A 19822-nucleotide genomic window follows, 5' to 3' on the forward strand; every position below is an offset into this window, starting at 1 on the left:
AAATTAGCAGAACTTTAGTCGTAAGTTGCTATGTTGGTCAAAATGATAAGATTTTAATTTAAGGTTAAATTTGCTATTATTTTGCCCACAGTTTGGCCTCTACGGCGCTGTTTCTCAATCATAATTGAATGAAAACAAGGGCAATGGAGAGCCAAGTTTCCAAGGATGTTCACTCCTTTACTTTAACAATAGTAATAATAGAGGAGGAACCGCAATGAGAGGAAAAAGTCGTGCTTGAAGCCTACCGTAAACACGTCGAAGAGCGTGCTGCTGAAGGAGTTGTTCCTAAACCGCTAGACGCAGAACAAGTTGCTGGACTTGTAGAACTTCTGAAAAATCCCCCGCAAGGTGAAGAAAAAGTCATTCTTGACCTACTTGAAAACCGTATCCCTCCAGGTGTTGATGAAGCTGCTTATGTAAAAGCGGGTTTCCTAACAGCAGTAGCAAAAGGTGAAGTTAAATCACCATTAGTGAGTCGTGAAAAAGCGGCTGAACTGCTAGGCACTATGCAAGGTGGTTACAACATCGAACCGCTAGTTGAGCTATTGGATGATGAAGCACTGGCAGAGATCGCAGTAAAAGCGCTGTCTCATACGCTGCTGATGTTTGATGCTTTCTATGACGTAGAAGAGAAAGCGAAAGCAGGCAATGCGCATGCACAGAAAGTACTTCAATCATGGGCTGATGCTGAGTGGTTCCTTTCTAAGCCTAAGCTTGAAGAAAAAGTCACTCTAACCGTATTTAAAGTAACAGGTGAAACGAACACGGATGACCTTTCACCTGCACCTGACGCTTGGTCTCGCCCTGATATCCCAGTACACGCACTGGCGATGCTTAAAAACGAGCGTGAAGGAATAAACCCTGATCGACCGGGTACTATTGGCCCGATCAAGCAAATTGAAGAGTTAAAAGACAAAGGCCATCAATTGGTTTACGTTGGTGATGTTGTTGGTACTGGCTCTTCACGTAAATCTGCAACCAACTCAGTGCTTTGGTTTATGGGTGATGATATCCCTTACGTTCCAAACAAACGAGCTGGTGGGTATGTGCTTGGTGGCAAAATTGCCCCTATCTTCTTTAACACAATGGAAGATGCTGGCGCACTACCAATCGAAGTTGACGTAACTAAGCTCAACATGGGCGATGTTATCGATGTTTACCCATATGAAGGTAAAGTTTGCAACCACGAAACTGGTGAGGTTCTAGCTGAGTTCTCGCTAAAAACAGAAGTACTGATTGATGAAGTTCGTGCTGGTGGTCGTATCCCATTGATCATCGGTCGTGGTTTGACAGACAAAGCGCGTCAATCGCTAGGTCTTGAGCCTTCGGACGTATTCCGCAAACCAGGTGAAATCGCAGATTCTGGCAAGGGTTACACGCTTGCACAGAAAATGGTTGGTAAAGCATGTGGCGTAGAAGGCATCCGTCCTGGAACCTACTGTGAGCCGAAAATGACGACAGTAGGTTCGCAAGATACTACTGGCCCTATGACTCGTGATGAACTTAAAGACTTGGCGTGTCTCGGCTTCTCTGCTGATCTTGTCATGCAGTCTTTCTGTCACACATCGGCTTATCCAAAACCAGTAGACGTTAACACTCACCATACACTTCCGGACTTTATTATGAACCGCGGTGGTGTATCTCTTCGTCCTGGTGACGGTATTATCCACTCATGGCTAAACCGTATGCTACTACCGGATACTGTCGGTACGGGTGGTGACTCACATACTCGTTTCCCTCTGGGTATTTCATTCCCAGCCGGCTCGGGCTTGGTTGCCTTTGCAGCTGCGACAGGCGTTATGCCGCTAGACATGCCAGAGTCAATCTTGGTTCGTTTTAAAGGTGAGATGCAACCGGGTATTACACTGCGTGATCTTGTTCATGCCATCCCTTACTACGCGATTCAGCAAGGTCTACTAACGGTAGAAAAAGCGGGCAAGATCAACGAATTTTCTGGCCGTATCCTTGAGATTGAAGGCTTAGAAACGCTAACGGTTGAGCAAGCATTTGAGCTTTCTGATGCATCTGCAGAGCGTTCGGCGGCAGGTTGTACTGTGAAATTGTCTCAAGAGTCGATCGAAGAGTACTTAAACTCTAACATCGTGATGCTGAAGTGGATGATCTCTGAAGGCTACGGTGATCGCCGTACTATCGAGCGCCGCATTACAGCAATGCAAGAGTGGCTAGCAAACCCTGAGCTGATGCAAGCAGATAAAGACGCTGAATACGCACATGTGATTGAAATCGATATGGCTGAAATCAATGAGCCAGTACTATGTGCACCGAATGACCCAGATGACGCTCGTTTGTTGTCTGAAGTACAAGGCACAGCGATTGATGAAGTGTTCATCGGTTCTTGTATGACGAACATCGGTCACTTCCGCGCAGCAGGTAAATTGCTTGATAAGTTCAATGGCCAGTTAGCAACGCGCCTTTGGGTAGCGCCACCAACAAAGATGGATAAAGACCAACTGATTGAAGAAGGCTACTACGGTATCTTCGGACGTGCAGGGGTTCGTATTGAAACGCCAGGGTGTTCACTTTGTATGGGTAACCAAGCACGTGTTGCAGATAAATCAACAGTAATGTCGACTTCAACGCGTAACTTCCCGAACCGTCTGGGTACTGGGGCGAATGTTTACCTATCGTCAGCTGAGCTAGCTGCAGTAGGTGCAATTCTAGGTAAGATTCCAACCAAAGAAGAATACCTAGAATACGCGAAGCAAATCGACGCTACGGCAACGGATACATACCGCTACTTGAACTTCCATAAAATGGATCAATACACCAAGAAAGCGGACGAAGTGATCTTCCAAGAACCGGCATAATCAGAAATGCACAATTCAAAAGCACCTCATATGAGGTGCTTTTTTTATGGGAGCAATTCGCTATACTCGCACCAAATTGATACGAAATAGGCAATCTCGGTGGAATTTGAATTCATTCGTAACACGTTGATGGGCGAGTACTACGTAAAATGTAGCATGGGACATGAGATTGTAGGGCGCTGGTTGCAAGAAGAAATTGGCAAAGATCCGATGAAGATTGCACAGGTTGAAAAGCTAATTGAGCGGTCATTTTCAGCGCCTTCTCAGGAGCATAACCTAACAGGCACGGAAATTAGCTTGATGATTCAGGGCGACGAAGTTCTTGTACAAGAAAACGCATTAGCCCATGAATATGATGTCGAGATGGAAAGTGAGTTCGACTTCTACAATGCAGAAAGTACAGCAAGTTGTGGGATAGAGGATTTCATGGCACTTATCGAACAGTGGAAAGACTTTTTGAACATTTAATGCACAGTTTTGGGTAACTTCTCTGCCGTTGCTTTAAATTTGTGAAAAGGGCGCACCGATATGGTGCGCTCTTTTTGTTTATAGATATGTAAATTGAGGTTAGTTTTTATTATTCAATAACTTAAAAACTTGGCACGTAGATTGGATTATAAGAAGTGTTTCAGGATGAAAGCTTCGGAGATAACTCAATGAAAATAATCAATGCCATTATTAAGCCGTTTAAATTAGACGATGTACGAGAAGCATTGGCTGATGTCGGTATCGAAGGGATGACAGTATCAGAAGTTAAAGGGTTCGGTCGTCAAAAAGGTCACACGGAATTGTATCGCGGTGCAGAGTATCAAGTCGATTTTCTACCAAAGGTGAAAATTGAAATCGCGACTCACGCAGACAATGTAGATCGCGTTGTTGAAGCAATTACAAAAGCTGCGCAAACCGGAAAAATCGGCGACGGTAAAATTTTTGTTTACGATCTGAACCAAGCGGTGCGTATCCGAACTGGCGAAATGGACGCAGAAGCACTTTAAGAATTCAAAGGATTGGAGATACTTATTATGGAATTAACAACAACAGTAACCGAGTTACGTTACGCACTTGACACCTTTTTCTTCCTCATTTCCGGTGCGTTGGTAATGTGGATGGCAGCAGGCTTTGCGATGCTAGAGGCTGGCCTTGTGCGCTCTAAAAACACAACAGAAATTCTTACGAAGAACATCTGTTTGTACGCCATCGCATGTACGATGTTTCTGATTGTCGGTTATAACATCATGTATGTCGATAATGGAGAAGGAGGCTGGTTACCTTCATTTGGTACGTTAATTGGTACTCAAGGTGAAGGGGCCGACCACTCTTTAGAGTCTGACTTCTTCTTCCAAGTTGTCTTCGTTGCAACTGCCATGTCCGTCGTTTCTGGTGCGGTAGCTGAGCGCATGAAGCTTTGGTCTTTCTTGATTTTCTCAGCGATTTTAACTGCGTTTATCTATCCAATGGAAGGTTACTGGACATGGGGTGGAGGCTTCCTAGCAGAAGCTGGATTTAGTGACTTTGCGGGTTCTGGTATCGTACATATGGCAGGTGCTTCTGCTGCTCTTGCTGGTGTGTTACTGCTTGGCGCGCGTAAGGGTAAGTACGGTAAAAATGGTGAAATTTATCCGATTCCAGGTTCTAACATGCCTTTGGCAACGTTGGGTACTTTTATCCTTTGGTTTGGCTGGTTTGGATTTAACGGTGGCTCTCAGTTGATGGTTTCAGATTTTGAGAATGCTACAGCGGTAGGTCAGATCTTTCTAAACACTAACGCAGCAGCGGCTGCCGGTGCAATTGCGGCGCTATTCGTTTGTAAAACTACTTGGGGTAAAGCCGATTTAACGATGATTCTCAATGGCGCGCTAGCTGGCTTGGTTGCCATCACTGCAGACCCTCTATCGCCATCACCACTGTACGCGGTTGCGATTGGTGCGGTGTCGGGTGCACTAGTTGTATTCAGTATCATTGCTCTAGATAAACTTAAAATTGACGATCCAGTAGGTGCTATCTCAGTTCACGGTGTGTGTGGTTTCTTCGGCCTAATGGTAGTGCCACTGAGCAACGGTGATGCAACGTTTGGTGCACAGCTTTTAGGTGCCGTAGTTATCTTTGCTTGGGTATTTGGTGCCAGCCTAGTTGTGTGGGCAATCTTGAAAGCAACCGTTGGGATTCGCGTTACAGAAGATGAAGAAATGGAAGGTATGGACATGCATGATTGTGGTGTTGGTGCTTACCCAGAGTTTGTTACGGTGAAATAATCATTAGCTTGTAATAAATGGTTACACACTTAACACAATAAAACCTGCTCCGATGAGCAGGTTTTTTAATATTCGTCATTGTCTTCTTATTGAACATACATATAATAACGCAACTGATAAACGTTATCATTAGCATGGTAAAGGATTAAACAATGAAAAAACTGCTAACTCTTTCAGCACTAACTTGCGCTACTCTAGCTCCAACAGCAATGGCTGCTGAAGAAGTGAACGTCTACTCTTACCGTCAACCTTTCCTAGTTGAACCTATGTTCAATGAGTTCACTAAAGAAACTGGTATCAAAGTAAACGTAAAATTTGCTAAAAAAGGCTTAGCAGAAAAGCTAGCTCAAGAAGGTGAGTACAGCCCTGCTGACGTTATTCTTACGACAGACATCAGCCGTCTAGCTGAACTGACAAACAAAGGTTTAGTTCAGAAAGTCGATAGCAAAATCATTGAAGAAAACGTACCTGCTCAATACCAAGATAAAGAGAATGAGTGGTTTGCTCTAACTCTACGTTCTCGTAGCGTTTATTCATCACGTGATCGCGTAGGTAAACTAGGCGCAGATTTCAACTACGCAGACTTAGCTAAGCCAGAGTTCAAAGGTAAAATTTGTACTCGTAGCGGTAAGCACCCGTACAACGTTTCTCTAGTTTCAGCAATGATTGCTCACAATGGCGAAGCAGAAACCAAAGAGTGGTTGGAAGGCGTGAAAGCAAACCTTGCTCGCAAACCACAAGGCAACGATCGTGCACAAGTTAAAGCGATCAAAGAAGGCCTATGTGATGTTTCTCTGGGTAACAGCTACTACCTAGGTAAAATGGTTAACGACAAAGAGCAAAAGGCTTGGGCTGATGCAGTTTACATCAACTTCCCTAACCAAGAGACTACAGGCACTCACGTGAATATCTCTGGTATGGCGATGGCGAAGTACTCTCCAAACAAAGACAATGCTGTGAAGCTAATGGAATTCCTAACGGGTGACAAAGCGCAGCAAATGTACGCAGAAGTTAACTATGAGTACCCAGTTAAAGAAGGCGTGAAGCGTTCTGAGCTTGTGGAATCTTGGGGTGACTTTAAAGCAGACAAGCTTTCTCTAGACGATATTGCAGCCAACCACGAAGCGGCAATTAAGCTATTAGACGAAGTGAAATTTGACCTTTAATTCCTTGTGGGGGTATAACAGTCCCCCCATTTGATTAAAGGATATGAGATGTATTTGCAACAGCATTTGTATTTCATACAGCCTTGCAGTAATTAGGCGATGAAAGATAAACACTCTTTATGGAAAACCAGTAGTGGGGTAATAACTCTGCTACTGGTTTTGCCGATCTTAGCGATCTTCTACACCGCGATTGGTGAAACGGATGATTTGTTTGCTCATTTAATGGCAACAGTCATGCCGACTTATATTTTTAACACGGTTGCGCTAACTGTTGGCGTAATGGTGCTGTCCTTAATTCTTGGTATTCCAAGCGCTTGGATAATGGCCATGTGTAAACTGCCGACCGAAAAATGGTTGCAGTGGGCATTGGTGCTACCTCTTGCAATGCCAGGTTATATCATTGGTTATATTTTTACTGATTGGTTTGATTTTGCAGGCCCGATTCAGATCTTTTTGCGTGATGTAACCGGATGGGGACCTGGCGAGTATTGGTTCCCTGACATTCGTACGTTGCCTGGTGCGACCTTTGTGTTGGCTTTGGTGTTGTATCCTTACGTGTATTTATTGTGCCGGGCTGCGTTTATGGAGCAAAATGTCTCTTTATTGCAAAGCGCGCGTTTGCTCAAGTGCTCTCCATGGGAAAGCTTTTGGCGCATCTCGTTGCCGTTAGTAAGACCCTCTATCGCAGTGGGTTTATCATTGGTCGCAATGGAGACCATCGGTGACTTTGGTACGGTAAGTTACTTCGCGGTGAATACGTTAACCACAGCGGTCTACGATACTTGGTTGGGGTACTCTAATCTTAATGCGGCAGCCAAGATCTCTGCCATGATGCTTGTCATCGTGGTATTGCTTCTTAGTGCAGAACGATACAGCCGCCGTAAACAAAAGCTTTTTCAAAGCCAATTTAACAGTCACGAAGATTTTCGTTACGAGTTGACGGGCTGGAAAAAGTGGACCGCACTAGTTTGGTGCTGGGGCTTGGTTTCGGTCGCGTTTATTTTGCCGCTACTACAGCTGATTGATTATGCGATCACTTATTTTGCGCAGAGTTGGACCTCAGAGTTTCGTGAATACGCATGGAACAGCTTAGTTGTGTCTGTTATTGCTGCGATTATTGGTGTTGCTGTCGCACTGATCGTTAACTTTACCCATCGAGTCAGTGGTAAACGAGAAAGCTTGGCATTTATGCGTCTTTCTTCTATGGGCTATGCAGTACCAGGAACGGTACTAGCCATCGGTGTGATGGTCGCTGTGCTGTTTATGGATCATCGTGTCAACGACGTTGCTAAAGCCATGGAGTGGGGAAGACCGGGACTTATTTTTTCTGGCTCCATGTTCGCCCTGGTTTTTGCCATGGTTGTGCGCTTTTCAGCGGTGGCGATTGGTAGTATCGAAAGTAATTTAAATAAAATTTCTCCGTCATTAGATATGGCATCGCGCACTATGGGTTGTAAGCCCAATGTCATGCTGTGGCGCGTGCACTTTCCGCTGGTTAAGCGCGGTGCACTGATTGCGGCTTTATTAGTGTTTATCGAGTCGATGAAAGAGCTTAATGCGGCTTTGTTACTTCGTCCGTTTAACTTTGAAACACTAGCCACATACGTTTATAACTTCGCCTCGGATGAGCATTTAGAATTGGCCGCTTTGCCAGCGGTTCTGTTGGTTCTTGTTGGGTTGATCCCGCTTGTTGTTGTTAACCGTTCACTGGAGCAAAATCACTGATGAGCTGTGCATTATCAATTAAAAACCTAACGTGCCAATATGATGATCAAACCGTACTCGAATCATTGTCTCTTGAGGTAGAACAAGGGCAGATTGTCTGTTTGCTAGGAGCCAGTGGCTGTGGGAAAACAACACTATTAAAGGCCGTTGCGGGATTATTGCCGTTAACGTCAGGCGAAATGAGTCTAAATTGCGTCACAATTGATGATGGGGAAAACTGGTTGCCGCCAGAACAGCGTAACATAGGGATGATTTTCCAAGATTACGCACTTTTTCCTCACTTGACGGTGGAGCAAAACATTGCCTTTGGCTTAAAGCAGTGCTCGACAAAAGAGAAAAATGCCAAAGTTCAAGAAATGTTAGAACTCGTGCACCTTCAAGGTTATGGCGATCGTTATCCTCATCAATTGTCTGGTGGACAGCAGCAGCGTGTTGCGATTGCTCGCTCATTAGCTTACAGCCCAGACTTATTGTTACTTGATGAACCGTTTTCTAATATTGATACGCAAGTTCGCCATGAGTTGATAAGTGAGATCCGTAAGATTTTTAAGGCCCAAGGTGTGACTGCCATTTTTGTTACGCATAGCCGTGAAGAGGCTTTTGCTTTCGCCGATAAAATGGCAGTGATGAACAATGGAGTCATCGAGCAATATGGCACAGCATCTGAGCTTTACTACCAGCCTTCAAGTAAATTTGTCGCTGATTTCTTAGGTGGTGGCAGTTACCTTGCTGCTAAACGGGTTTCGAATTCAGAATATGAAACCCACTTGGGCGTGGTTGAAGCCACGGCTCAACAAGATATTCCAGTACAGGCGGAGTGCTCTTTACTGCTAAGACCGCAGCATGTGCAAATTCAATCCGATGAAGATAGTTCGGTAACCGTATTGGAACAGCATTTTATGGGTGATCACTGCCGTTATGTGATTAACGCGAATGGTGACCGTTTGTTAGCTACAGCTTCGCAAGCATTAAATATAGGTGAGTCCGTCGCGGTGAAAATTGAAACGCAAGGCGTCCTGGCATTTGCTTAACGCTCCTGAGTATCTTTGCTATCTCGTTTACGACTTTCCAACATACAATAAAAAAGCCCGGCAGTGGAGCCGGGCAAGTGCTCTTCTCCTGTTGATGAGCGCCTTTTCAGACAGCGTTGACTCTCATCATAGTGCTCGAAGCGGGCACAAGGTTCAGTTATAAAGACAAGAAGTCTTTAAACTGTTGAAGAACACGTTCCGCAGTGTCCTTATCTTGCATCTCTGCAAAAATTCGTAGCAGTGGCTCAGTGCCAGAGAAGCGAGCGATGATCCAACCGCCGTTTTTGAAGTAGACTTTCGCACCATCTTCATAGCTGACTTTTTCGATTTCAAACTCAAACTCAGGCAACTGCTTTTCAACATAAATCTTGTTGAACAGTACGCCTTTTTGCGCTGGTTTGAACTTGCAATCGCCTTCTGCCATGTAGGCATAGCCGTACTTGCCGTAGATTTCATCCAGCAACTCAGACAGCTTCTTGCCGGTTACTGAAATCATTTCTACCAATAGGCTTGATGCGAATACGCCGTCTTTACCTTTGATGTGGCCGCGAATGGTTAGGCCACCAGAGCTTTCCCCGCCAATCAGTGAGTCATCCGCTTCCATTTGGGAGCTGATGTGCTTAAAGCCTACAGGAACCTCAAAGCATTTCTCGCCATGATCTTCGGCGACTTTATCGAGAAGGTGGGTGGTTGCGATGTTACGTACCACGGAGCCTTTCCAGCCTTTGTATTCAAGTAGGTAGTAGTAAAGCAGCAGTAGCACTTCATTTGGATGAATGAAGTTACCTTTTTCGTCGATAATACCAAGACGGTCCGCATCGCCATCAGTACCGATGCCGATATCGTAACCTTGCTCTTTCACTAGGTGCATCAAACGGTAGAGTGTTGCAGCGCTTGGCGAAGGCATTAACCCACCGAAGTCTGGGTTTTTGCCATCGTTAATCACATCAACGTCACAGCGGCCGTTGATTAATACGGTTTGCAGTGCGTTTTTCGCGACACCAAACATTGGGTCGATCAAAACACGTAAATTCGCCTTCTTGATCGCTCCGATGTCGATAAAGTCGATGATTGAGTCAACGAATTCGTTCATTGGATTGATGATTTCAATCAGCTTATCTTCAACCGCTTGTTCAAAATCGACGCTTTTTACATCTTGTGTTGTGAGCGTAGCGATTTGTGACTCGATCTTTTCCGTGATGATTTCATCTGCGTCACGACCGCCTTCAACGAAGACTTTAATGCCGTTGTAATCGGCAGGGTTGTGTGATGCGGTAATACATGCCGAGTATGCGCAGCCCATTTCTTTCGCTTTAAACATTACGATAGGTGTTGGGACAAATTTGTCGATAAAGCTAACCATAATGCCGTTTGCTGCCAGAACTTCAGCGAACCAACGACCTGCTTTATCGGAAAGAAAACGACGGTCATAGCCAATCACAAAACCGCGATCAGCAACCGATTCGTTATTCGTGATGTTTGCAACTGCTTGGGCAACCAAGCGTACGTTATCTTTGGTGAACTCCTCACCAATAAATGCACGCCAACCGCCTGTACCAAATTTGATCATGATTCGAACCTCAATAAGGGCGGCAATACACCGCGCCTTAAAATTTTGCTAGCGAACCCAATGCACAAGCTAAAGAGCAAAAGTGCATTGGGGCATTTTTAAGCGATTAACCTAGTGTTACGATCACTTCGTTCACGGAGCCTTCCGCTTGAACTGGTACTGATGCGCCAGTGATAGCTTCGCCGTTCAGAGTGATAGATTTCACGCCTTTGCTGACTGAATCAGGGTTAACAACTTTGATGTTGTAAGTCGCGCCTAGCCACTGACGAGTGACTTCAAATCCAGGCCAGTTAGTTGGAATACATGGATCGATAGTGAGACCATCAAAACCTGTGCGCACACCAAGGATAAAGTTGGTCACTGCGAAGTAAGCCCAACCAGATGTGCCAGTTAGCCATGGGTGGTTTGCACGACCGTGATCTTGGTGGTCTCGACCCATAATGAACTGCACGTAGGAGTACGGTTCTGCGATACGTTTTTCGATGATGTCGTTTTGGTTGTATGGGTTGAGTGCATCGTAGAACTTCATCGCACGGTCACCGCGCCCCAATTTTGCTTCAGCAACCCAAGCCCATGGGTTTGGATGTGAGAAGATCGCACCGTTTTCTTTTACGCCTTGGTAAACACGCGTTACAAAGCCGATATCATCATTTGGTGTTGCGAATGATGGTGAGTTCAGATGTAGGCCGTATTCAGAGAATAGATTCTCGTCGACTGCGTCCATTGCCTTTTCACCGCGCTCTTGAGATACCGCACCAGACAGCACCGCAAGAGAGTTTGACTCAAGGTGCACACGACCTTCTTTTTGTTGCGCTGTACCAATCTTGTCGCCGTTTTTCGTTAGACCACGGATATACCAGCCGCCTTCTTCGTCCCAAAGGTGTGTTTCACACGCTTCACGCACGTTTGCTGCCATCTCGGTGTATTTCTCAACGTCAGCTTCTTTGCCTAGGTATTTTGCAAGGTCGATGAACTCTTGTAGCGCCCAGAAGTGTAGGAAAGACACCATTGAAGACTCGCCGCCACCTAGGTTTAGACAGTCGTTCCAGTCGGCACGTAGACCTTTACAGATGCCCGTTTGACCCACGTATTCAGCTGAGAAGTCTAGCGCAGCTTTCATGTGGTCATACACGGTTGCATCACCGCCATCCGCGTAAGGAATCACTTCGTCGAAGAAGCTGTGCTCACCGGTTTCCATCACGTATTTACAGATGGTTGGTACTAGCCATAGGTGATCATCAGAGCAAGTGTCTTCAATACCGTGGATCTTATCTTCATCGGACGGAGTAGGAACAACCGTTGGAGACTTAGATGGTTTAACATCTGCTTTTTCAGGATCGAACCAATCAGGATCGAATAGGTGTAGGCCGTAACCCGCTTTTACTTGACCACGCAGTAGATCAACGATGCGCTTACGAGTCATTTTCGGGTTCGCGTGAGGAACGGAAATTGCGTCTTGCGCCGTATCGCGGTAACCAAGACCAGTACGACCACCCACTTCGATGAACGAAGCAAAGCGAGACCAAACCACACATGTTTCTGCTTGGTATAGCGTCCAAGCATTGATCATGGTGTCTAGGCCTTCGTTTGGCGATTTCACTTGGAACTTGCCACAACGCTCATCCCAGTGTGCTTTGATGCCAGCAAATGCATTGTCGACTTCTGCAAGGTCTTGGTACTTAGCACGTAGACGCTCACCGTTGCCTTTACCGATACCTAGAATGTAAGCAAAGCGAACTTCTTCTCCTGGTTGGATAGTAAATTGCTTATGCAGAGAGCCACAGTGGTTGTAACACGTTTGTGCGGTGTTAAAACACTTACCTTGTTCTACTGCTAGTGGGTTTGCTTCGTCGCGGTATAGACCTAGGAAGCTATCACGTTGACCGTCGTATGAATCTGGATCAAACGTTGACGCTAGGTAGTAGAAGCCTTCGAAATCGTTAGTGTTGTAGTACAGGTCGTATTCAATCACGCCTTCGTTGTATGACGTACCAGCAGAGTAGAGAGACATCTGGTGGTTTTGGTTATCTGATTGAATGTGGCTGAACGAGAACTCAACAAATGAGAATGCACTGATCGTACGCGGTTTGTCAGAGGTGTTCTTGATGACCACATCCCAAATTTCTGCATCTTCGCCTTTTGGTACAAAGAGCGTTTTGGTTGCGCTAATGCCGCTGTATTCACACTTGAATTTAGAGTACGACAAACCATGACGAACTTCGTAGTTCGCTTCGTCTAGGCTTTTGGCAACTGGTTGCCAAGAGATTGACCAGTAATCTCCCGTCTCATCATCACGTAGGTAAACGTAGTGTCCTGGGCGATCGAATGTCGCATTTGGACGGAACTTAGTAACACGGTTGTATTCTGGAGAGTTGTAGAACGAGTAGCCACCCGCGTTGTGCGAGATAACCGTACAGAACTTCTCAGTACCTAGGTAGTTGGTCCATGGTGCTGGTACGTCAGGGCGAGTGATGACGTATTCGCGATTCTCGTTATCGAAATAGCCGTATTTCATTTGTGTCTTTCCTTTTTACGAAGCTGCATCAGCAGCCAAAATTTAAAAACTCTTCAAGCGTGATGTTTCGACATCAGTTTTGTATTACTTCCACGGTTTACGGTAATTCACTCCCTGCAAATCAAGCAGAGGTAGATGGCCTTTCAAGCGTGATAAATAGTCGGTCCAATCTCGGTGTTGTTTGTCTGTCCAACATGCTTCTGCCATTGCAGTTAAACGAGGGAAGATCATGTAGTCCATGCGAGGTTGGTTATTGATAATTTCGCACCATAATGCTGTTTGAATGCCCCAAATGCGCTTACGTATTGGGTCGTCGGCAGGCACTTCAGCGAGCGGCTCGTAGTTGTAAGCTTTTTCTAGTGGCAGTGGGTTTGCCCAGTCCACGCCCGGTTCTTCAGGTGCGTAGTCTTGGGTCATATCTAGGTAAGTGGTTTGTGCTGGTTGCAGCACCACATCAAAGCCTTGGCGAGCACAGTTCAAGGCCGCTTCTTCGCTTAGCCATGAGTAGATCACCGTATCTTTACTGACTTTGTCGCCGTGTTGAGCTTCTTCCCAGCCCAGCATGCGTTTGCCCAATTTACGAAGTTTGTCTTCGGCATAACGTAAGAAGTGTCCTTGCAAATCTTTGTAGTCGCTGTAACCCAGTTGTTCCATTAGTGCTTGGCATGCTGGGCTTTTTGACCATACGCCGTTAGGTACTTCGTCGGCACCAATATGAACGTAAGGCGCAGGAAAAAGCGCAGAGACTTCTTCTAGCACTTTGTCGATAAATTCATAACTCCCCGGCAGAGCAGGGTTAATGACGTTGTCGTTGTAATGCTGAATACTGCGGTATTCGGTGGTATCTTCCGCTTCTACCAATAGGTGTGGTAACGACTTGATGGCGGCTCGGCAATGACCAGGTACATCAATTTCAGGAATGATGGTGATGCCGCGTTGCGATGCAAATTCGATAACGTCTTTGATGTCTTCTTGTGTGTAGAAGCCGCCGTAACGTTCATCAAAGTGCGTGTACTGTGGTTCATTGATCTCATCCAATCCGCGCCAAGCACCAATATCGGTCAGTTGAGGCAGTGATTTGATTTCAATTCGCCAACCCTCATCGTCGGTAAGATGCCAATGGAACGTATTGAACTTGTAATGAGCCAGTTGGTTGATCAAGCGTTTGACTTGCTTAACGGAGTGAAAATGACGAGCACAATCGAGCATCATACCGCGGTAACGAAAACGTGGCCTGTCCTTGATTGAACAGCAAACTACTTCCATTGAGTTAGGTTGATCGCCAACTTTGATTAGTTGTAATAACGTTGCACAAGCATGGGTAAAACCAGACGAAGATCCTGCTTCAATTTTGATTGACTCTTCGGCTACTTTCAGTTTGTAAGCGCCTTCATCCAAGGTTGGGTTGCCTTTGAAGATGATCTGACTGCCATTGTCTGATGCGAACTCAAATTGGTGAATGCGCTTAAGCTCATCAAGTAGCCATTCTTTAGCTGAATTGGCCAGGCTTGAATAAACCGCGACGCCAGCATGATGATCAAAGCTAAAATAGTGATCGCTGACCTCAATATGGTTTGGTTTTGGCAGCAAGGGCTGTGCATGGGTTAAACTTGCCGGAATCTCACTGCGTTCACGGTATGGTGAAGCTAATACGATAGGCGTGACATCCACTTGTGCGCGCTGTGGGTTTCCATCAACGACAAAGTTGATCATCGCTTCGTTAAAGCCATCCGAGTAATAACGGAATGGGTTCGAACCAATACTGAATTCACAGTAATAGTGATGGTTGGCAGCCAGTACCACCCCTTCTGGCTTAAGTGTGCAAAAACTACCAATTTGAGTCAGTTGACCATTTGAAACGCTGTCTGGAAGAATGTAACGATCGAAAGCGAAAGTTAAGCTCCAGCTGTTTAGGTCTTGGTCGCTCAAGTTATGAAAGGTGAGGCCAAAGCGGCAGTTTTGTTTCTGCTCAGAAAGGACTACGAGATCAACACGATATTCCATATCTACTCCTACGCCGCACTGAGCGAGTAAAGGTTATGTTCTGGTTTGCCAGCAAACATAATTGCGCCTTCAATCGCGTCAAACTGTGGCTCAACAATCCATTGCTGAACTGGTGGTGAAAGCCAACGTACAATGCGTTCAGCTATGCTGCCCATTAGACAAATACGTGTTGCGCCGCGCTTGTTTAATGCCACGAGAAACATTTCTATATCCGCTGCGGTTTGCTTCAGCATTTCAATGGCCAGTGCATCGCCTTGTTCCGCATGTTGGAAAATAGCCGGAGAAAACTGCCCATAATCACGAGGAAGCGCCTGTTTTGACCACGCCACCACGTTGTCGACCTCATTTTTGAAATGCGTCATAACATGTTGTGCTAGGGGCGTTTTTTCTCTGATGCCATCTTCAGCTAACAAAACTTGCTGAACTAGGCGTAGCCCCATCACTGCGCCGCCACCTTGATCCGAAATAGGGAACTCACGACCACCGACAACGTGTTGCTCCAATCCTTTAAGGTAGATGCCACAAGAACCGGTTCCCGCAATCATGATTGCGCCATCTTCGCCATTGTGCGCACCAACGCACGCACCGTAAGCATCGGTATTCAGAGTTATACTGGCAAATGGATGAGGAAGAGACATGAAGGCTTGCCAAGATGCTTTGTGCTCTGCGCCAGCAAGGGCTAAGCCGACGTGCATCGACGCGAAATCTTGTTGTGTCAGACCGCCTTGCTCGGTAGCCGAAGTGATGGATTCAAGAATCGAAGCCATTGCTATTTCAGCACCTAGCATGATGTTGGCACTGCCGCTTTTGGCCTCGCCAAGAAAATTACCTTGTGAATCTTTAATCCTGGCTCGACATGACGTGCCGCCACCATCGATACCGACAAAATACATTCCCATGATTATTCTTCCTTCATATTTTTAGAGGTCGCCAACTGAGAAACATGCTGAGCTTGACTCATTATCGCGAGTAAGTACCAAGCGCCATGCGGGATCCATTGTTCGCCCCAGCGCCAGTTTTGTAACACGTCTTCTTTTTGTGCTGGTGGGTTAAATGCAATGTCTTCCTCGTCTTCAAAGCCGCCAGTGATTCCGTTACACACGCCACCTTTTGCGTTGAAGAAACCATATTGAGGGAGGTAATCAGGGTTGTTACGACCATGGCCATCTAGCATGCACATGTCGTATGGGTTTAAGCCTACAATCCAGTTCAATGCATCTTGAGCAAACACAGAAAGTTGTTGCTGTACTTCTTGCGACGCTATATGCGGTTGAGCAAGGTACGCCATGGTCGCGAGTGAGCCCAGTCGAGCATTCTCGCCTTGCCACCAATAGCCAGATTCATTGTTGTGTGCGACAAAAAATGCCTCGCGTTTTGACTCATTTACGCCTTTGACATATTGGCGAGGGTAACCGAATGGGTTGATCACTTTATTCGATATTGTGATCTCAAACTCACACGCTAGGTTGACGATACGTTTTACCGATTCCGCTCGTGCTGAGTCGTCTTCAATTGATAGATATTCGCATAGGGCAATAACTGGTAGACCAGCTTCGGCTGCGTGAAAATATGGACGGCTGCCGTCTTGGTTTGCTGACCAAAAGTGTTGAATCTGTTCGTCGCTCATTTGGCGTGCAACTAAACGTTGCGCCCACAAACGGCTCTCTTCCAAGTAGCGAGTTTCTTTGGTTGCTTTAAACAGTTCTACACAAGCCAGTAGCGCACAGTATTCGTCGATAATGTTTTCTTCCCCATCATTGAGGTACTGCGTATTGTGCTCTTTTAAGTGCCAGTAACCATTTTCGGCAGCGTTGCGGTATTTTTGTTGATCGTATTCACCGTGAACACTTAAACGCGACGCTGCCGCTAGCGCTGCAATGGCGACACCGCCACCTTGTCGAAAGCCTGCTTGATAGTCGTCAAATTTGTGACCAAGTTGAGTTTCGTACGCGCAAATCTCGCGTTGCGCAGTATCTTTGCTCCACTTGTCAAAGACCGTCATGTAGAAAAAGCCTTTTTCGTTTTGCATACGCACAAGAAAGTCTGCACCGAACAGGGCTTCTTCAATCAGACGTGTACGTGTGAAAGCTGCAATGTCTTTGCTTCCTTCAAGCAACGAAACCCCTTTTAGGATGTTCCAAACCACCATTGGGGTTTGTTGAGGATTCAAATAATTCGCGTATGAAAGGTGACTTAAATACTTGCTAACGTCTCCTGATGCGTCGTACCAGCCGCCGTGTACATCAACCTTTTTATTGGAGTTTAGTACTGGAAGTTGTCGATCTTGTTGATCGAAGATCCCGCCGCAACGTTGCGATTTGAAGTAGTGGATCACATCTGACAAAGTTTGATCCAACAGAATGTGTTCGCCAACGATGAAAGAGGAAGAGCGCGTATCTTCTACTTGCAAGAAATAGTCACCTGATGTTGTGAAAGAGGAAAAGTCGATGAGGTAGAAATAGCCCTGATGCCAGTTCGCCACTTTACCTTGTTCTTCAACCGCAAAAGTTGCCACGGTTTGCTCGCTAGTGGCACAAATCAATTGAGCAGTGTAAGAAGACAAGTGTGGTTGTTCGGTCTGGATAATGGCTTTCTTTGGGCCCAGACGTTCATAACCAATGTGGTTAGTCAGTAGCAGCATTCAATGTCTCCAGGAAACGATAAAAACAGGAATGGGCCAGGCTGAACCTGACCCTCGTTATGATTAATCTTCAAATAAGTAACAGCGGACAAAGTGGTTGTCGGACAGTTGAGTGACGCCCGGTAGTCGTTCGCGACATTTGTCGGTAGCGTGTACACAACGTCCAGCAAATGGACAGCCGACAGATTCTGGTGTCCAAAGTGGGATTTCCCCTTTGTTGCCTTTCAGTTTCTCGTGAATAGACTTCGATGGATCTGGAACCGCAGATACCAACAGTTGCGTATATGGGTGTTGAGGGTCGTGAATGATTTCTTCAGTATCGCCCCATTCAACCATGTGACCTACGTACATGACCGCGAGATCTTCAGCAATGTAACGCGCTGTTGCGATGTCGTGAGTGATGTAGAGCAGAGACATTTGTTTCTCGAACTTCATCTCTTCCATCAAGTTCAAAACGCCAGCGCGGATCGATACATCGAGCATGGATGTTGGCTCATCCGCCAAGACTACTTCAGCTCCAACCGCGATGTTACGAGCCAGGTTGACACGCTGACGCTGACCGCCAGATAGCTGGTGCGGGAACTTTTGCGCCGTTTCTTTTGGTGGAATAAGACCAACTTGTTCAAGTAGGTCGTACACACGCTCTTCCAGTTCTTTCTTGTTGCCCGGTGCTACTTTCTTATGAATCAGCAGCGGGCGCGCAATATGGTGGAAGATATTGTGCGTTGGGTTTAGCGAGCCAAACGGGTCTTGCCACACCATTTGTACACCTTCACGGTAGGTCATTAAATCGTGACGAGAGGTGATGTCTTGGATATCACGACCTTTGTATTCAATGATGCCATCGGTTGGTGCGTACATTTTTGCAATCATTTTGGCAGTAGTAGACTTACCTGAACCAGATTCACCTACCACTGACAAGCCGCGGCTCTTGTACATTTTGAAAGAGACGTCGTTGATTGCGCGCATCTTAGATTGTTTGATTGAGTTACTGTTTAAAGGGAAGTCCTTAACGACATTTTTACCCTCAATCAGCAGTTCGCCGAATTGTTTGCTCATAATTCTCTCCAGTGTAATTTTTGTTCTTAGCTAGCGTTTTTTTGTTGTTAAACCTTAGCTTGAGCAATGGTGTCGCCGTACAAATGGCAATTTGAGAGGCGACCTGGTTCAATTTGACGTAATTGGGTTGGTACACGTGTACATGCTTCATGTACGCGATCGCAACGAGCTTGGAAGCGGCAGCCCCGTGGTACTTCTAGCAAGTTCAACGGGTTACCTGGAATGCCAGTCAATTTGGTCTTTGGTCCAGTTAGTGGAGGGAAAGAGCTACCCAAACCTTTGGTGTAAGGGTGGTAAGGACTTTCCAGAATTTGCTTAGAAGGCGCGACTTCAATCAACTCACCTGAGTACATGATGCCGATACGATCCGAGAACTCGACCATCAATGACAAGTCATGTGTGATGAACAGAATTGAGAAACCAAACTCTTCTTTAAGCGCGTAAATTTTTTGTAGAATTTCACGTTGAACCACTACATCCAATGCGGTAGTCGGTTCGTCCATGATGATCATTTTTGGGTTCAGAGCCAAAGCGATTGCGATTACTAGACGTTGACGCATACCACCAGAGAACTGGTGCGGGTAATCACTCAATCGGCTAGGGTGGATATCAACGATTTCCAGCAGACCTTCAGCGCGTGTTTTTGCTTGAGCGCGAGTCATATTGGTATGACGCATGATGACGTCACAGAACTGCTCTTCCATGGTTAGAACAGGGTTCAAAGCGTTCATCGCACTCTGGAATACCATCGACATTTCACTCCAGCGAAACGCTTGCATGCGATCATCGCTGTACTGAAGGATATCTTCACCGTTGAAGATAACCTCACCACCTGTGATAAACGCTGGTGGCTTATGAAGGCGCATTAGTGAGAAGGCAACAGTGGATTTGCCACAGCCAGATTCACCAGCCAGACCGAATACTTCACCTGGTGCAATGTCGAAGCTCACGTTGTTACAGGCGCGGACATCGCCCGCGTCTGTGATGTAGTCTACGCATAGGTTACGGATGGAAATTAGTGGTGCAGTCAT

The 19822-nt window shown here is 46.0% G+C and carries 14 protein-coding genes; 7 read left to right on the forward strand and 7 right to left on the reverse strand.

Annotation, left to right across the window (positions count from 1 at the left end):
- Nucleotides 1-230 precede the first annotated feature (230 nt).
- The 7 genes from acnB (at nucleotide 231) to R7E29_RS15025 (ending at nucleotide 9002) form a co-directional block, all read left to right on the forward strand.
- Nucleotides 231-2828, forward strand: a complete 2598-nt coding sequence (gene acnB, locus R7E29_RS14995) for a bifunctional aconitate hydratase 2/2-methylisocitrate dehydratase (protein WP_086047030.1) — start codon at nucleotides 231-233, stop codon at nucleotides 2826-2828.
- A 99-nt stretch (nucleotides 2829-2927) separates the two neighbouring features.
- Nucleotides 2928-3296 carry a YacL family protein gene (locus R7E29_RS15000; RefSeq protein WP_017635908.1) on the forward strand — a complete coding sequence of 123 codons (369 nt, stop codon included), beginning with the start codon at nucleotides 2928-2930 and terminating at the stop codon, nucleotides 3294-3296.
- 188 nt (nucleotides 3297-3484) lie between these two features.
- Nucleotides 3485-3823, forward strand: coding sequence for a P-II family nitrogen regulator (locus R7E29_RS15005; protein WP_005386570.1), 339 nt, complete (start codon nucleotides 3485-3487; stop codon nucleotides 3821-3823).
- Between the two features lie 27 nt (nucleotides 3824-3850).
- A complete protein-coding gene (locus tag R7E29_RS15010; protein ID WP_005386568.1) occupies nucleotides 3851-5080 on the forward strand; it encodes an ammonium transporter in 1230 nt (409 codons plus the stop codon).
- Between the two features lie 152 nt (nucleotides 5081-5232).
- A complete protein-coding gene (locus R7E29_RS15015; RefSeq protein WP_005386566.1) occupies nucleotides 5233-6246 on the forward strand; it encodes a Fe(3+) ABC transporter substrate-binding protein in 1014 nt (337 codons plus the stop codon).
- Nucleotides 6247-6345: 99 nt separating this feature from the next.
- A complete protein-coding gene (locus tag R7E29_RS15020; RefSeq protein ID WP_054576323.1) occupies nucleotides 6346-7971 on the forward strand; it encodes an ABC transporter permease in 1626 nt (541 codons plus the stop codon).
- Nucleotides 7971-9002: an ABC transporter ATP-binding protein gene (locus tag R7E29_RS15025; RefSeq protein ID WP_005380055.1), complete on the forward strand. Its 1032-nt coding sequence runs from the start codon at nucleotides 7971-7973 to the stop codon at nucleotides 9000-9002. The genes R7E29_RS15020 and R7E29_RS15025 overlap by 1 nt, the downstream gene beginning before the upstream one ends.
- A 157-nt stretch (nucleotides 9003-9159) precedes the next feature.
- Here the strand turns inward: R7E29_RS15025 and R7E29_RS15030 are convergent, their stop codons facing one another.
- From R7E29_RS15030 to R7E29_RS15060, 7 genes are all read right to left on the reverse strand, one after another.
- Nucleotides 9160-10572: a phosphoglucomutase/phosphomannomutase family protein gene (locus R7E29_RS15030; RefSeq protein ID WP_054576322.1), complete on the reverse strand. Its 1413-nt coding sequence runs from the start codon at nucleotides 10570-10572 to the stop codon at nucleotides 9160-9162.
- 106 nt (nucleotides 10573-10678) lie between these two features.
- Complete coding sequence (locus R7E29_RS15035) at nucleotides 10679-13087, reverse strand: GH36-type glycosyl hydrolase domain-containing protein (RefSeq protein ID WP_054576321.1); 2409 nt, start codon at nucleotides 13085-13087, stop codon at nucleotides 10679-10681.
- A gap of 84 nt (nucleotides 13088-13171) precedes the next feature.
- Nucleotides 13172-15091 (reverse strand): beta-N-acetylhexosaminidase, encoded by a 1920-nt coding sequence (locus R7E29_RS15040; protein WP_005380048.1) that lies wholly within the window; start codon nucleotides 15089-15091, stop codon nucleotides 13172-13174.
- Nucleotides 15092-15099: 8 nt separating this feature from the next.
- Nucleotides 15100-15990: an N-acetylglucosamine kinase gene (locus R7E29_RS15045; protein WP_054576320.1), complete on the reverse strand. Its 891-nt coding sequence runs from the start codon at nucleotides 15988-15990 to the stop codon at nucleotides 15100-15102.
- A 2-nt stretch (nucleotides 15991-15992) separates the two neighbouring features.
- The gene (locus R7E29_RS15050; RefSeq protein ID WP_054576319.1) at nucleotides 15993-17732 is read right to left on the reverse strand and encodes a glycoside hydrolase family 9 protein; all 1740 of its coding nucleotides are present in this window, start codon (nucleotides 17730-17732) and stop codon (nucleotides 15993-15995) included.
- Between the two features lie 63 nt (nucleotides 17733-17795).
- The gene (locus R7E29_RS15055; RefSeq protein WP_005380041.1) at nucleotides 17796-18791 is read right to left on the reverse strand and encodes an ABC transporter ATP-binding protein; all 996 of its coding nucleotides are present in this window, start codon (nucleotides 18789-18791) and stop codon (nucleotides 17796-17798) included.
- A 47-nt stretch (nucleotides 18792-18838) separates the two neighbouring features.
- Nucleotides 18839-19822 (reverse strand): ABC transporter ATP-binding protein, encoded by a 984-nt coding sequence (locus R7E29_RS15060; protein WP_005380040.1) that lies wholly within the window; start codon nucleotides 19820-19822, stop codon nucleotides 18839-18841.

The sequence above is a fragment of the Vibrio sp. Vb1729 genome, from assembly GCF_033338655.1.
Lineage (GTDB): Bacteria > Pseudomonadota > Gammaproteobacteria > Enterobacterales > Vibrionaceae > Vibrio > Vibrio alginolyticus.